The sequence below is a fragment of the Pseudomonas sp. RT4P38 genome (assembly GCF_054897765.1).
Window position 1 is genome coordinate 5,860,544 of sequence record NZ_CM142703.1, and the last position, 14,257, is coordinate 5,874,800.

General features: G+C 55.2%; 12 protein-coding genes. 4 read left to right on the forward strand and 8 right to left on the reverse strand.

Annotated elements, in window-relative coordinates:
- Positions 1 to 102: 102 nt before the first annotated feature.
- The 3 genes from ACYZT7_RS27245 (at position 103) to ychF (ending at position 2,582) form a co-directional block, all read left to right on the forward strand.
- Positions 103 to 705, forward strand: coding sequence for a 50S ribosomal protein L25/general stress protein Ctc (locus ACYZT7_RS27245; RefSeq protein ID WP_282379058.1), 603 nt, complete (start codon positions 103 to 105; stop codon positions 703 to 705).
- Positions 706 to 874: 169 nt separating this feature from the next.
- Positions 875 to 1,459 (forward strand): aminoacyl-tRNA hydrolase, encoded by a 585-nt coding sequence (gene pth / locus ACYZT7_RS27250; RefSeq protein ID WP_008153430.1) that lies wholly within the window; start codon positions 875 to 877, stop codon positions 1,457 to 1,459.
- A 22-nt stretch (positions 1,460 to 1,481) separates the two neighbouring features.
- Positions 1,482 to 2,582 (forward strand): redox-regulated ATPase YchF, encoded by a 1,101-nt coding sequence (gene ychF / locus ACYZT7_RS27255; RefSeq protein ID WP_449643090.1) that lies wholly within the window; start codon positions 1,482 to 1,484, stop codon positions 2,580 to 2,582.
- A 276-nt stretch (positions 2,583 to 2,858) separates the two neighbouring features.
- Here the strand turns inward: ychF and ACYZT7_RS27260 are convergent, their stop codons facing one another.
- The 8 genes from ACYZT7_RS27260 to ACYZT7_RS27295 form a co-directional block, all read right to left on the reverse strand.
- Positions 2,859 to 3,329: an arsenate reductase ArsC gene (locus ACYZT7_RS27260; RefSeq protein WP_462038934.1), complete on the reverse strand. Its 471-nt coding sequence runs from the start codon at positions 3,327 to 3,329 to the stop codon at positions 2,859 to 2,861.
- Between the two features lie 253 nt (positions 3,330 to 3,582).
- Entirely contained in the window at positions 3,583 to 4,827 is a 1,245-nt protein-coding gene (locus ACYZT7_RS27265) for a hypothetical protein (RefSeq protein ID WP_462038935.1), read from the reverse strand.
- 9 nt (positions 4,828 to 4,836) lie between these two features.
- Positions 4,837 to 7,980, reverse strand: coding sequence for an outer membrane lipoprotein-sorting protein (locus ACYZT7_RS27270; protein ID WP_462038936.1), 3,144 nt, complete (start codon positions 7,978 to 7,980; stop codon positions 4,837 to 4,839).
- A 79-nt stretch (positions 7,981 to 8,059) separates the two neighbouring features.
- Positions 8,060 to 9,574, reverse strand: a complete 1,515-nt coding sequence (locus ACYZT7_RS27275; protein WP_462038937.1) for an AMP-binding protein — start codon at positions 9,572 to 9,574, stop codon at positions 8,060 to 8,062.
- Positions 9,575 to 9,705: 131 nt separating this feature from the next.
- Positions 9,706 to 10,560, reverse strand: coding sequence for a phosphate ABC transporter ATP-binding protein (locus tag ACYZT7_RS27280; protein WP_462038938.1), 855 nt, complete (start codon positions 10,558 to 10,560; stop codon positions 9,706 to 9,708).
- Complete coding sequence (pstA, locus tag ACYZT7_RS27285; RefSeq protein WP_462038939.1) at positions 10,561 to 11,436, reverse strand: phosphate ABC transporter permease PstA; 876 nt, start codon at positions 11,434 to 11,436, stop codon at positions 10,561 to 10,563. It abuts the gene before it with no gap.
- Positions 11,433 to 12,329, reverse strand: a complete 897-nt coding sequence (gene pstC / locus ACYZT7_RS27290) for a phosphate ABC transporter permease subunit PstC (protein ID WP_462038940.1) — start codon at positions 12,327 to 12,329, stop codon at positions 11,433 to 11,435. Before pstC ends, pstA begins: the two co-directional genes overlap by 4 nt.
- A gap of 30 nt (positions 12,330 to 12,359) precedes the next feature.
- A complete protein-coding gene (locus ACYZT7_RS27295; RefSeq protein ID WP_462038941.1) occupies positions 12,360 to 13,238 on the reverse strand; it encodes a phosphate ABC transporter substrate-binding protein in 879 nt (292 codons plus the stop codon).
- 159 nt (positions 13,239 to 13,397) lie between these two features.
- Here ACYZT7_RS27295 and ACYZT7_RS27300 point away from each other — a divergent pair, with 159 nt between their 5' ends.
- Entirely contained in the window at positions 13,398 to 14,246 is an 849-nt protein-coding gene (locus ACYZT7_RS27300; protein WP_462038942.1) for a long-chain fatty aldehyde decarbonylase, read from the forward strand.
- The last annotated feature ends 11 nt before the right edge of the window (positions 14,247 to 14,257 follow it).

The following is a 14,257-nucleotide window of genomic DNA, read 5'->3' on the forward strand; positions in this document are numbered from 1 at the left end:
CCCCGCCCCGGCATTCCTGTCGGGGCGGGGCTTTTTTGCCCATATCGCCTTTAGCGCTGGTCGCAAACGCTGGGGCGAATGTGGTTATTTTGGAGATACAACATGAACGATTTTACTCTGAATGCTGAAGTGCGTTCCGACCTGGGGAAAGGTGCGAGCCGCCGCCTGCGTCGTCTCGCAAGCCTGGTACCTGCTGTAGTTTACGGTGGCGAAAAAGCCCCTGAATCCATCAGCATGCTGGCTAAAGAAGTTGCCAAACTGCTCGAAAACGAAGCGGCTTACAGCCACATCATCGAGCTGAACGTTGGCGGCACCAAGCAAAATGTAATCATTAAAGCTCTGCAGCGTCACCCGGCCAAAGGCCACGTGATGCACGCTGACTTCGTACGCGTTGTAGCTGGCCAGAAACTGACCGCTACCGTGCCTGTACACTTTGTTGGTGAAGAAGCTCCGATCAAGAAAGGCGGCGAAATTTCGCACGTTGTTGCTGAAATCGAAGTGACCTGCCTGCCAAAAGACCTGCCTGAATTCATCGAAGTCGACCTGGCTAACGCCGAAATCGGCTCGATCATTCACCTGTCCGACCTCAAAGCCCCTAAAGGCGTTGAGTTTGTTGCTCTGGCACACGGTGATGACAAGGCTGTTGCCAACGTTCACGCTCCACGTGTTGCTCCAGAAGCTACTGAAGAAGGCGCAGCAGAGTAATTTCACTCTGTTCGCCGGAGTGAGCGGAAACATCGCGGACTAGAGCGTAGCGAGAAAGCGGGCGAGAACGCGGAGTTTACATAATGGTAAATGAGCACTTGTCGTCCACTTTCGCCGCACTCCCTGAAGGCGGCGATGTTATCCACCACTCCAAGGAAGGGCCCCTATCGTGACTGCCATCAAACTGATCGTTGGCCTGGGAAATCCAGGCGCTGAATACGAACAGACCCGGCATAACGCAGGGGCCCTTTTTGTTGAGCGCATCGCGAACGCGCAAGGCGTAAATCTTGTGGCGGATCGCAAATATTTCGGCCTGACCGGGCGCTATTCGCATCAGGGTCAGGATGTTCGTTTATTGATTCCCACCACGTACATGAACCGCAGCGGCCAGGCCGTAGCGGCACTCGCTGGTTTCTTCCGCATCACGCCTGAAGAAATCCTCGTGGCGCACGACGAACTCGACCTGCCACCCGGCGTTGCCAAGCTCAAACAGGGCGGCGGCCATGGCGGTCACAACGGGTTGCGCGACATTATTGCGCAACTGGGCAATCAGAATACCTTTCACCGCTTGCGGCTTGGCATTGGCCACCCGGGCGTTGCCAGTATGGTTTCAAATTTCGTCCTGGGTCGTGCGCCACGCGCCGAACAGGAAAAACTCGATGCCAGCATCGACTTTGCCCTCGGCGTGCTGCCGGATATCCTCGCCGGCGAATGGAACCGCGCGATGAAAAACCTGCACAGCCAGAAGGCCTGACTCTTATCCAAGGGGAAACACCATGGGATTCAATTGCGGCATCGTCGGCCTGCCTAACGTCGGCAAGTCCACCCTGTTCAACGCCCTGACCAAATCCGGGATCGCGGCCGAGAACTTCCCCTTCTGCACCATCGAACCGAATACCGGTATCGTGCCGATGCCGGACAGCCGTCTGGAAGCCCTGGCGGCCATCGTCAATCCAAAGCGCATCCTGCCGACCACCATGGAATTCGTCGACATCGCAGGCTTGGTGGCTGGCGCCTCGAAAGGTGAAGGCCTGGGCAACAAGTTCCTCGCCAACATCCGTGAAACCGATGCCATCGCGCACGTGGTCCGCTGCTTCGAAGACGAGAACGTGATTCACGTTTCCAACAGCGTCGACCCGAAACGCGACATCGAAATCATCGACCTGGAACTGATCTTCGCCGACCTCGACAGCTGCGAGAAGCAACTGCAGAAAGTCGCTCGCAACGCCAAGGGCGGTGACAAGGACGCAGTAGTCCAGAAAGGCCTGCTGGAGCAATTGATCGCTCACTTCACCCTCGGCAAGCCTGCGCGCACCCTGATGAAAACCATGAATGCCGACGAGAAAGCGGTGATTCGTGGCTTCCACCTGTTGACCACCAAGCCGGTCATGTACATCGCCAACGTCGCTGAAGACGGTTTCGAGAACAACCCGCTGCTGGATATCGTCAAGGCCATTGCCGAAGAAGAAGGCGCTATGGTGGTTCCGGTCTGCAACAAGATCGAAGCCGAAATCGCCGAACTGGATGACGGCGAAGAGAAAGACATGTTCCTCGAAGCCTTAGGACTAGAAGAACCTGGCCTGAACCGCGTGATCCGCGCTGGTTACGAGATGCTGCACCTGCAGACCTACTTCACCGCCGGTGTCGAAGAAGTCCGCGCCTGGACCGTCCGCGTCGGTGCCACCGCACCACAAGCCGCGGGTGTGATCCACACCGACTTCGAAAAAGGCTTCATCCGCGCCGAAGTCATCGCCTACGACGACTTCATCCAGTACAAGGGCGAGGCCGGCACCAAAGAAGCCGGTAAATGGCGTCTGGAAGGCAAGGACTACATCGTTAAAGATGGCGATGTGATGCACTTCCGTTTCAACGTGTAACAGGAACCGTGGATTCACACGGATCTTGACAGGACACAAAATCCCCGTAATCACTCGCTGATACGGGGATTTTTGCGTCTTATGATCACCCTCCTCCTCCATTTTTGATCCGGGTTGTTTCACTCAACACCCGAAAGACCCGAAAGACCCGAAAGACCCGAAAGACGCTACCCGGTATCACTATCGACTCACGGCCCTATTGGTCTGGAAACGATAAGGGAACGGTCGAGAGTTACTGATCTGTCGCTCGAATAGCCGTAGGTAGGTAGCCAGTGGTTAGAGAGTACCGATGCGGGTGAGCGCTACTTTGAGGTCATCCACGCTCATTTGCCTTACAGGCAGAGCTATGAATGCGCGGACCCGTTCTTCGATCTTGGCTAGCGTCGCTTGGAACGCGGCTTCGATCTCCGCTTCGCTACCGGTCGCAACGGATGGATCAGCCAAGCCCCAATGGGCTTTGAGAGAAGGGCCTAAGAAAATCGGGCAAGCCTCGCCTGCAGCACGATCGCAAACTGTAATGACGATGTCCGGTGGCGAACGTTCAAATGCATCCGAAGCCTTGCTTGATAGGCCTTTGGTAGAAATGCCGGCGGCTTCCAGAGTCTTCAACGCCTGAGCATTGACCTTGCCACTTGGAAAACTTCCCGAGCTCACAGCGTCCATTACCTCGGGCGCCAAGTGATTGAACAATGCTTCAGACAATATGCTGCGGCAGCTGTTGTGGGTGCACATAAACAAGACTTTCATGAAGTATCTCCGGTTCAGAAGCTCAGGCGGATTGCCAAAGCGGCCAGGGTGGCAAGCAGAATGGGCAGTGTCAGGACGACACCAGTGGCCCCTTGGGTTGCCAGATAACGAGAACTATCGTCACAAGAAAAATCAAAAACGCGGTCAACATGAGCACAACTCAATCAGCACGGCGGAGTTCACAGCGCTGTGCCCTGCTTCAGCGGTCTACAGGGTGAAAAAACCAGACTCGACTGACGTTGCTGCCTCTGCATCACCACATGTAACTCGCCTCAACGAACGTCAATGAGTTCGTTCTCAAATGGCCAAGGAAGGAATCTTGGGGCCCCCTGAAGATGTCGAACCCTGTGCTCACCCGCCACGAATCCGTAAATGCGTACTTGAGCCTTCCTCGCAGCATCCAGTCGTTACGAGGCTCAGTCCAAACGGCGAAGAGATCAAGATCGGCTTTTGAGTCGAACAGCGGCCTGGCATACCTGAGCGTAACCCCATACTGATCACGGTCGAGCTCATTGCTGATCAGCGCCTGTGCCGCTTGTATCTGGGCAAGCAAGGGGTCGTTCGACAGACTCGAAACTGACCTCAAGTGCCGCCAGAAGCCTTGCAATGAAACAGTCTCGCGATCGCCGATATACCACTCAGCACCACCAATTGCTGAGGTATAGGGCTGTCGACGGGCAACAGCAGGATCCGATGACTGCTCGAAATCCACCCACGCAATTTCCCCCCTATAGGCCATTTCCCCTCGGACTATTGTGAAGTCGCTACCGATCATACGCATGCGAGTAGCGTGCTGACCGAGCGTGATACCGTCAGGCGTGGCGCTTCGTACTGCGAAGGTCGGAAACAGATCATGGCCGTCGATAACACTCACCGACCAATCGGCATCAGAGCCCAGCACGTCATACTTCACAGCAACGGTAGGGCGCACATCCGGATCTTGCTCCCTGAAGACAACACCAGGTGTCTTCTCCAGCGGCACATCATTAAATTGGAACCGATCCAATACATGCATCTGCAGCTTTCCCGCGCCCACCTCACAGTCCAGATGCAGTCCCCAGTTTCCCGTGCGCTGATCAGTAGTTTCAGGAGTCAACCTGCGGTAGTTGCTCGGTGAAATCTGATCGGTTGGATTGATCCCATCAGCACGCCCCCACATGACCAGCTTTTTACCCAGAGCAGGCGCACACACCGTCTCGCTGCTTTTCACATACAGCTCATTGACTCCTGCGTCTTCACGCTTCTCATCCAGACGCTCCGGCGACGATAGCGCCCAGACCTCACTGTTCAACTGCAGGCTTTCGGACACCTGCCAATCCAGTTTGAGCTTGGCACGATTGGAGGACACCGCGTGTTGGTCATCCAACATCCGGTTGGATGACCACACGCCTGAAGCGACCTCTCCTGTCACTTCCGGAGCGCTGGCATAAGCACTCGCGGAGAGAATCAGGGGCGCGACAACACCGGCCCGCCACCAGGGCAAAAAGGACCCGCTCATCTCCTCTCCTTATTTGGAAGCTATGTTGTTCGCGGAGAAGAGGCTGTCGCTCAGCGATTCGCCGACCTTGAAGTTGGAGAAAGTAATCGTAGTGGTATGCCCACTCTGTAGGTTCTTGCCCTCGGTTTTCATTGGCTGCCACTTTCCATTCGCTGAATCAACCAACTGGATGTCCGCGAAGGAGAACTGTTTGTAAGGCTGTCCACTGGCATCCGAGGCTTCCACGTAAGTCGTGGCGAAATTGTCCTTGCGTACCCAAGTCACGCGCTTGGCATATCCCGAGTTAGTGCGAACGCTATCCTCAGCGGGTACCGACTCAATAACGTAATGCTCAACACCGTCACGTGCCTGCTGGCTGAGCAAGGTGTGCTTCCAGTCGCCGACCTTGTGCCCCATAACATCGCCATAGCTAAAGTCAGTACCGATGAAGCTGTCTTTTTTGTTCGAGGCCACTAGGCGACGCACACGTTTCATTGCCGGCAGGTATACCCACATATCGTCATCCTGGGCTGAGCGTTCAACGAGCAAAGTCGTGGTCCCGCGAATGTCTGCCGGCGCTTCGAAGCGAACCAGACGCATGGTGTCTTGCCCATTTTCCTGACGTTTCGACGCCATGTTCGACTTGCGAACGCGCTTACCACCCTCTTTGGTCTGCAGCACAAACTCTGCATCCGCCGTGGAGGTGCTGAACCGAGTTACAGCAGCATTGCGCTCCATGATTTGCTTCGCCTCCAACTCTGCAGACCAACCTACTTGTGAGTAAGTCAAGAAGCCGATAGCAGCCAGGATGATCAACAGCACTGCACCACGATCACCCGAGCGACGCTGGAAAATGAATGCTGGTTTGAAGGTCAGAATGGCGCTCGGAATGAGGGTCAGAGTTGCCAACACGCTTGCCAGCATAGCCAGCACGATGAAAGTAGAAAGCCACATATGAACCTTATAGTCGTAGGAGAACATGAGGACGGCATAGCCACCCGCCACAGCAGTGGCAACGAACAGACAGGCTTTACCAGCGGTTTTCATTGCCATTTCGACGGCCTGAGGCAAGGCCTTGCCCTGGGCTGTGTACTCACCAATGCGGTAGATGAGATAGATCGCGTAGTCAGCGCCAATCCCCACCGCCATGGCGGATATCAACGAGTTGGGAATGTTCAGAGGGACACCGAAGTAGCCCATTACGCCGAAGACCAGCGAAAGGACCACAAGTAGCGGCGACAGCACCAGTAGGCCTGCGGTGAACGAACGGAATGCAATAACTGATACCGCAAGAATCACACCGAGAATTTGCGCGATGTTCAGCAGTTTGCTGTGCACCATCACATCGGTTACTGCCAGTGTCTGCGCCACCTCCCCGCCGAACGAAACCGTTACATTTTTGGGGAAGCGCTGGTTCGCAATCTCACGCAGCTCGATGACCAGGCGATCAATTTCAGCGTTGCTGTTGGTCCGCAACATGATCGAGATCTTCGCTCGCTGGTAGTCATAATCGACATGCGCCGAGAAGTCTTCCGGGTCGCCAGACATCGAGTAAAGGAACAGGTACTGGGCGATCAGATTTCGATCATCAGGTAGTGGATTAATAGCACCAGTGTCCCCAGATGCAGCGCCGTGCATGCGCTGGAGAAAGTCATCGATGGACAAGGTCTTACCCACGATCGAGCGCTTCGCGGCATCAGCCTGGAGCTCCCGAATAGCATTCAGGATCTGTGGATCTTTCACTCCATCGGCCTGCCCTGTGTCGACCATTACATACAGAACGTTGGTGCCGCCAGTCTGTGCGTTCAGCAGGTTATCGTCCCGCTGTAGTGGCAGTGAGTCAGAGAAGAAACTCTTGCTCGAGTTATCGACATGCACCTTGGGCCAGCCAGCAATCGCAACACCTATCAGTACGAGGAAAGCCACCAGGATCCACCGACGACTACGCGGCGTGATCACCAAATGAGCAATGCGAGCACTCAGGCGATCCCAGATTCGCGGTTTGGTCTCGGTATCAATCTGTGCCGCCGAAGGTGGTTTCAGACTGGCACGAACTGCCGGAGTGAAAGTGAACTCCAGTAGCACTGCGGCGAGGATGCCGATGCCAGTGAAAATGCCGAAGGCCCGGACGGTTTCAAGCTCGAACACTACCAACGAGAAGAAACCCAAAGCTGCGACACCACCGGCAATTACCAAAACGGGCCCCACTGCCGCGAGCGATTGAATCGTCGCCAGCCGGTTAGCCACTTCTGGGTCCATGTGCTGCCCGTTGACCAATTCGATGAAGTGTTCGTAGTAGCGCTTGAGTAATTGAACGGCATGCCCGGCCGCTACGGCAAGAATCAGGATTGGCGTAGGCGAGTTAAAGATATCCATCGGCACCTTCATCAATCCCATGATACCGACGCCCCAAACCACCGAGAGCAACGCCGTCACCAAGGGAAGAATCAGTCCCTGACGCGTACGGAAGGCCTCGTAGTGCAGCAAGCCAATCACCAGCACCGCGATGGGGAACAACCAGTTGATCCGATCTGCAAAAACTTCAGCCTGCTGCAGGAACACCGGGTTTCCACTCAAAGAAATCTCGACGCCCGGCGTGTTCTCCTGGCTCAGGATCCGGTGAACATCCGAGAGCATCGCCCCGAAACCGTTAGGGTTCTCCTTCAACTCCAGCATGATCGTAGCGGTTCGCCAGTCGCTGGAAATAACCGTGTCTCGATAAACCGGGTTGGCTTCAATGGCCGACCTTAACGCACTAATTTGATCGGTTGTCGTGGGGATCTGGTCATCGAGCAGAGGCTTTGCCTCAAACCCTTCGGCGTTACCACGGATACTCTTGGCTTGCCGCGATGAGAGGCTAAGTAGAGTCTGCTTGGTAACCGATGGCGCGGCATATAGCTTGTCCGTAATGCGCTTTACGGCTTCGAGCACTTGCGGCTGCAGTGCATCGCCTTGGGTTGGTGTCAGTCCTATTACCACGAGGTACTTCGATCCGAAGATTCTCTCGATGGTGTTGGTTGCCTTAATGTATGGATGGCTCTGCGGGACAACCGCGGCAGGATTGATGATGACTTGTTGTTTGGCTGCAAAAAAGCCGAAGAACGCTGATAGAGCCAGCACAAGGGCGATAACCCAGCGCCGATGATCGACCACCCAAGTCACATACTGCTCCAAGGGCAATGAGCTCTTGCTGGCGTTTTCGTGAACAGAATCTACCGCTGCGGTTTTCGTTATTTGCGTCATAAGTCAGGCATCAGCAGGAGGAGTTAGGAGTTAAAGCCACGTCGTCTTCGTGAAGCCGAGCGATGTGATCTTTGAGAAGGTGTTTCTGGACCTTTGCAGACGCTGTATACGGAAACGCATCCACCACGATGCATTGCGTCGGACGCCACCCGTTGAAGGTCTTGGAAAGGATTTGTTCGAGCTCGACAGTTACTGAAGCGGTATCGACCTCAAGCATGGCCACCCAGGCAAGCACGCTCCGGCCGCTGGCAACATCGGTCACCAGCAATGCTGCATCTGCGACACCTTGAACCAATCGAGCCTGATGCTCCACAAGGGCTGAACTGAGAGGGATGCCATCAGCGATCAACGAATCTTCCATGCGATCGATGACCTCTAATTCTGAGTTTTCGTGCAGCGTCGCGAAGTCCCCGGTTGCCAACCAGTTACTGTTATTTGCTGTGCTGTGGGCAACCCAATGCCCACGGGCCATCAGCTCACCGGTGCCCTGGGCCGAGCAAGCACCGCCTTTGCATTGCACGGCCAACTCGATTCCAAATACAGGCTTGCCGTGACGCAGAGATGCCCTGCTGCTATCGAAGCGCTCGATGGTGGCCAATGGTGATGTCTCAGTCATTCCCCAGGCATGACATACCTCGACGCCAAGCTCTTCCTGGATGAACTGAGCAACATCAAACGGTAGTCGAGTACCACCGACAACCGTGCGGCGCAGTGTACTGAAGCTCAATCCGCTGGTTCGCATGTACCGAACAAGCGCTAACCAATGTGCAGAGACTGCCCCCAAGACCGTGATGCGGTGTTCCTCGATCCATTGGAACCACTGCGCAGGATCGCGATGCGGTGGTACGAGCACCAACGACGCACCGACCAGCGGGCAAACAAAAGGAGCGCCCCATGCACTAGCGTGGAAATTCTGCATGAGAGGCATAACCCGATCGGCACTGTTCAACCCCATCGCGTCGGGCAAGGCACAGGCCCAGGCATGCAACACTGTTGAACGGTGCGTGTACTCAACGATCTTCGGAACCCCTGTGGTCCCGGATGAGTAGCAGACATGGGATAAGGTATCTTCCGCAAACTCAGTAGTGGTGTATTCCCTACCACTTCCAGTGCCAAGCTGGGCCATAGCGCGCAGCGGAGTACCAGGAATCAATGCTGCGAATGCCTTGGCAGCACTTGCTGTAGCCGCATCATGCAGCAACATGCCGGGTCGCACCTGCTGAAGAAAACGACCTAGATCTTCCGCACGATGCTGAGGGTTCAGAAAATGAGTTACCACGCCTTGGCTTAGCGCTGCGTATAGCCAAGCCATTTGATCGAGTGAACTAAAGCCAAAACTGACAACTGTATCTCTGGGCCGAAGCCCCATGGCGTGAAGCTCTGTGGCGCAGTTATTCGCAGCTTTTGCCAACTGAGCATAGGTTTGAGTTTCAACCGCGCCTTCTAGCGATACAGAAGTTACCGTTGCCGCTGCATGCACCTGTGCGGCATGTTTGAGCAGGTCATGGACATGAAGCGAGAGCATTTGCACTCTCGCAGTAGGGTACTGCACGGTATTAGAAGAGTATTTGTTCATGCGGCCATAGTAGAAATCGCCGCACTCACCCCACAATGGAACCGATGTACCATGGCGCTACAACGTGCCTGTTGCTCAATTCATGCAAACTGCAAATAGGTCTGAGTCAACTCATGGCGCGGCCGATCAAACACATCCCTTGCTTTGCCACATTCAATCAGCTTGCCCACCCCCTCCAGCTTCCAAAAAACTGCTACCTGGTCTGCTACACGTCGTGCCTGACTTAGGCTATGGGTCACAAGAATGATCGTTCGCCGCTGAGCCAGGCTCAGAATCAACGTCTCAATTTTTTGAGTCGAGATCGGATCCAGAGCGCTACAGGGTTCGTCCATCAGCAAAACACCTGGATCCAGAACCAGCGCCCGAGCAAGACACAGTCGTTGTTGCTGCCCACCGGACAACGCGATGGCCGAACTGTCGAGACGATCATGAACCTCATCCCACAACCCCACTTCCCGTAATGACAATTCAATACGGCTGTTGATATCGGCCTGCCCTTTAATGCCGTGCTGCCTGAGCGCGAACTCAAGGTTCTTGCGAATCGAAAATGGGAATGGATTGGGACGTTGAAACAGCATTCCAACCTGACGCCGCAACTGGGTCGGGTTTTTTGCCAGATGCTTATTGTCCATCCAGCTGAAGTTGATCGAGCCTTCTACCGAGCAGCCTGGCACGAGATCGTTCAGGCGGTTGATGCAATACAACAAACTCGACTTCCCACACCCTGATGGGCCGATCAGTGCGGTGACTGAATTGCGCGGAACGCGCAACGTCACTCCCTCAACGACTGTGCGCTTGCCATAACTCACGGAGAGGTCTTGGATATCGATGTGCCCTTGCGCAGCAGTACTCAAGTGAGTAACCGTCCCGTGCACGCTTGATGCCGCTCGTACAAACGGTTCAAGCGATATTGCTCTATTGTCGTTGATCATCATTCAGAGACTCCGTGTCGTGTTGCCAGTCATGCGTCGCTGCATCCAACGAGTTAAGGCATGCACAGTGAAGCTGAGCAAGGCCAAAAGCAGCAGCAGCGCCAGGGCCGAGCCATAAGCGTTAGGGGTACCGCCCGGCACATGGGTCGATAGGTCATAAATATGAACAGAGACGCTGCGCCCGGAATCGAGAACCGATTCGGGCATCCGGTCGGAATAGCCGCTGGTGAAGAGCAGTACAGCAGTTTCCGCCAAGGCTCTGGTCAACGCGAGCACAACACCTGCGCATATGCCAGGCAGTGCTACCGGTACCATCACATGCCATAAAACTGACTGTTTCGAGAGGCCAAGTGCTGCTCCCCCAGCGCGATGGGCAATACCGGCGGACTCCAAGGAAAATGCCAGTGAACGCGCCAAAGTGGGCAGGATCATGCAGGCCAAGGTCAGTCCGCCGGCGAGAATTGAGTATCCCAATTCCAATTGCCGACAGAACAGGCTGAGTCCAAATAATCCAAACACAACCGAAGGAATGCCCGCCAGTATGTCAAGGCTGCATCGCAGTACCGTAGCCGGCCAACCTGCGGGATTGAAACCTTCAGTCAACATTACCGCGACGCCAAACGCTAAGGGCAAGGCGGCCGTCAAGCTGACCAACACAATTCCCAAGGTGGACACGAGAATTGGTGCGATCCCCCCGCTGCGGCCTGCATCTTCCGGGCTCGCCAACAGAAAGTCCCAGCTCAGCACCTGAAGTCCGTTACCGAACACCGTTAGCAGCGGCCACAGGAGCATTGCAACTGCAGTCAACGTCAGACCATACATCACGAAAGTCCAGACGAAATCCCGGAAGTCGAAACCGAACACATGGAAGCGCCTCATGAGGTCATCTTCCTCTGACGCATACCGACCCACTCGCCCACAGCAACCAACGCGCTGACCAACAGCAACATCAGCAGCCCGGCTACGAACAGGGAGGCGCGGTGATCCCCCATCGCGTAGGGCATTTCCAAGGCAATGTTCGCAGTCAACGCTCGTACTGGATCAAACAGCGAAGTCGGTACCTGCACAATGTTGCCACAGACCATCAACACCACCATTGTCTCGCCGATTGCTCGGGCAGCACCGAGTACCATTGCGGAAAAAATGCCCTGCCTGGCAGCAGGGATAACAACACGAAGCAATGTCTGGCTGGTTGAAACACCCAGCGCTGTGGCTCCCTGGACATAAGCTGTCGGCACCGTCTGAAGTGCCGACTGGGTCAACACCGTGATCGTTGGGATGATCATCAGTGCAACAATGAGGACACCGGCCAATAAACTCGCACCTGGCGGGCTCCAGATGTTCACTATCGGAACGATCGAACTGACGCCCCAAAGTCCGTAGACCACGGTAGGCACTGCAGCACTGAGCTCCACAAGATTGCGCAGCACGCGAGCAAGCCTTGCGGGCGCTTTGAATGTCGTGACTAGCGAAATGGCCAGGCTCAGGGGTGTTGCAACGACAAGCGCACCAATGGTCAGGTAAAGGCTCGCCAATACCATTGGGGTCATGTTGAAGCTAGCGTCCCGCGGCCACCAACCCTCGTCCGTAAAAAATCTTATAGGCCCTCCCTGCGCGATCAGTGGGAAACCTTCACTCCACAAGAAAGCGACGATCAAAAACACGATTGCCGCGCCGAGCAGAGCGAGCATGGACATGGCCGACCAAAACGCCCATCCACGCAGCTTCGTGGGATGGGCCTTCGCGACCACCTCTTCTGTCAATAAAGTCATGGAGAGAGCCTGATCAGCAGCGCCTGGCCGTCATTTCGTCACCGGAATGAAGTACATGCGAGTAACAAAGGCTGCTGCTTCATTGGAGCGGGCAAACTCCAGGAAGTCCTGAACCGGCTCTGTGAGAGGCGCTTTGTAAACCAAATTCAGGTCCCGGCTGATCGCGTACTCGCCCGACGCAACCGCTGCTGTCGATGGAATCTGATCTCCTAAAGGGATTAGCCGAATTGCGGCACCCTGATCGGCTTCATACTCAGCCGAACCAATGGACACGTAGCCGACTGCAGCGGGAGAGCCAGCAACAGTCTGAATACCCTGTTGGTTGTCTCCAATAATCACGTGGGCGCGGATATCTTTGTAGGGAATACCAAAGAACCCACTGAAAATTTCCAGGGTAGATCGCCCCTCTGCCTTGCTCACGACGGTGATAGGCGAATCGTCTCCCCCCACGTCTTTCCAATTGGTGATCCGGCCTGTGTAGATTCCGACAACCTGCTCTTTTGTCAGACCAGTGATCGGGTTGCTTTTATTGACGATCATGCCGATGCCATCTTTGGCAATCAGCGCATGCTGCAGATCCCGCTCTTCAGGCTTGAGCTCACGGGAGACCATGCCAAGCACAGCCGTGCCGCTGCGCACATCCATAATCCCCCGAGCACTACCGCCTGCCTGGACCTCGATTCTAATGCCCGGATGTTCTCGCTCGTAAGCTTTGGCCAGTTCACTTATCAGCGGTGCGATAGTACTAGCCCCCACCACGCTGACACGCACGGCTTTGGCTTCAGTCTTTTGATCCGTCTCACGATTGCAGCCTGACAGGCAGAGCAACGCACCCAGCATCCACAGCGCAGGCAAGCCAACGTGCCGGGCCGTCCAGGTTCTTGTATTCATTTCTTCCCCGATTTCCATGGGACACATCGAGTGACCGATGCGTCAATATCTGACTAATCGTAAGGCGCAACGGACCGAACTTTGAATAGAAGCTATGTACTATGGCAGTACGCCAGCAGCCTCCCGACAATTGCCGCGGCAAGGGAATGTCCTTGAGCCTAATGGGAGGATATAAAAATGAACGAAGTTTCTGCCAGCACACAGCCAAATCAACGCGTACCAGTCGACTTACGTGCTGTAAACCGCCGAGAAGAACTGGGCACTGAGCACAACAAAAGCGACGGTTATTTCAACCTGCTCGCGTACATCGCTTCCAACGCAATCGCTGGAGAGGTGATGGCGGTAGAGAACTATTCGGAAATGGTGCCGTTGATGCCAGATACCGAAAGTAAGATCGAAACCGTCAAACAAGCCTACGAAGAATCAAAACATATTCTGATGCTGGCCAGCTTGGGCAAACGCCACGACTACAACGTGATGCGTGAGATCGTCGAGCCGCAGTGGTTCAATATCCGCCGCCACTTCAGCACTGCTGTTCAAAACAAGGACCTGGCTGCGTGCCTGATCATTCAGGACCTGATGACCGAAACCATGGCCATCGTGTTGTACCGCACCCTGCAGCGCCAGGGCGATCCGGACACTTCAGCGCTGGCTGGAAAGATCCTGGAAGACGAATTGGAACATCTGGAAATCGGCCTGGCGCGTATTCGTAGCCTGATCGCCAAAGACCCGGAAGGTGTTCATGAGAGCCTTAAATGGGCCCACCACCGTGTAATGCCAGAGCTGTTCAGCATGGTGAGCACCAGTTGCCACTTCCTCTGCGACCGACTGAACATTGACTGCGGTGCTCTTTCACTGGGTGAACTGAAGACCGACATCGACGAAATTCGCATCGAAGCTTTGGACACCTACGTAGAAACCCTCGATAAGGCGGACTTCGATCCGGTTGTCACAGCGGCACTGATCGAGTCGATGCAAACCTATGGCGGCACCCCGTCAATGAACGCTGGGCTGGCCAACGCCTGACGCGTTGCATC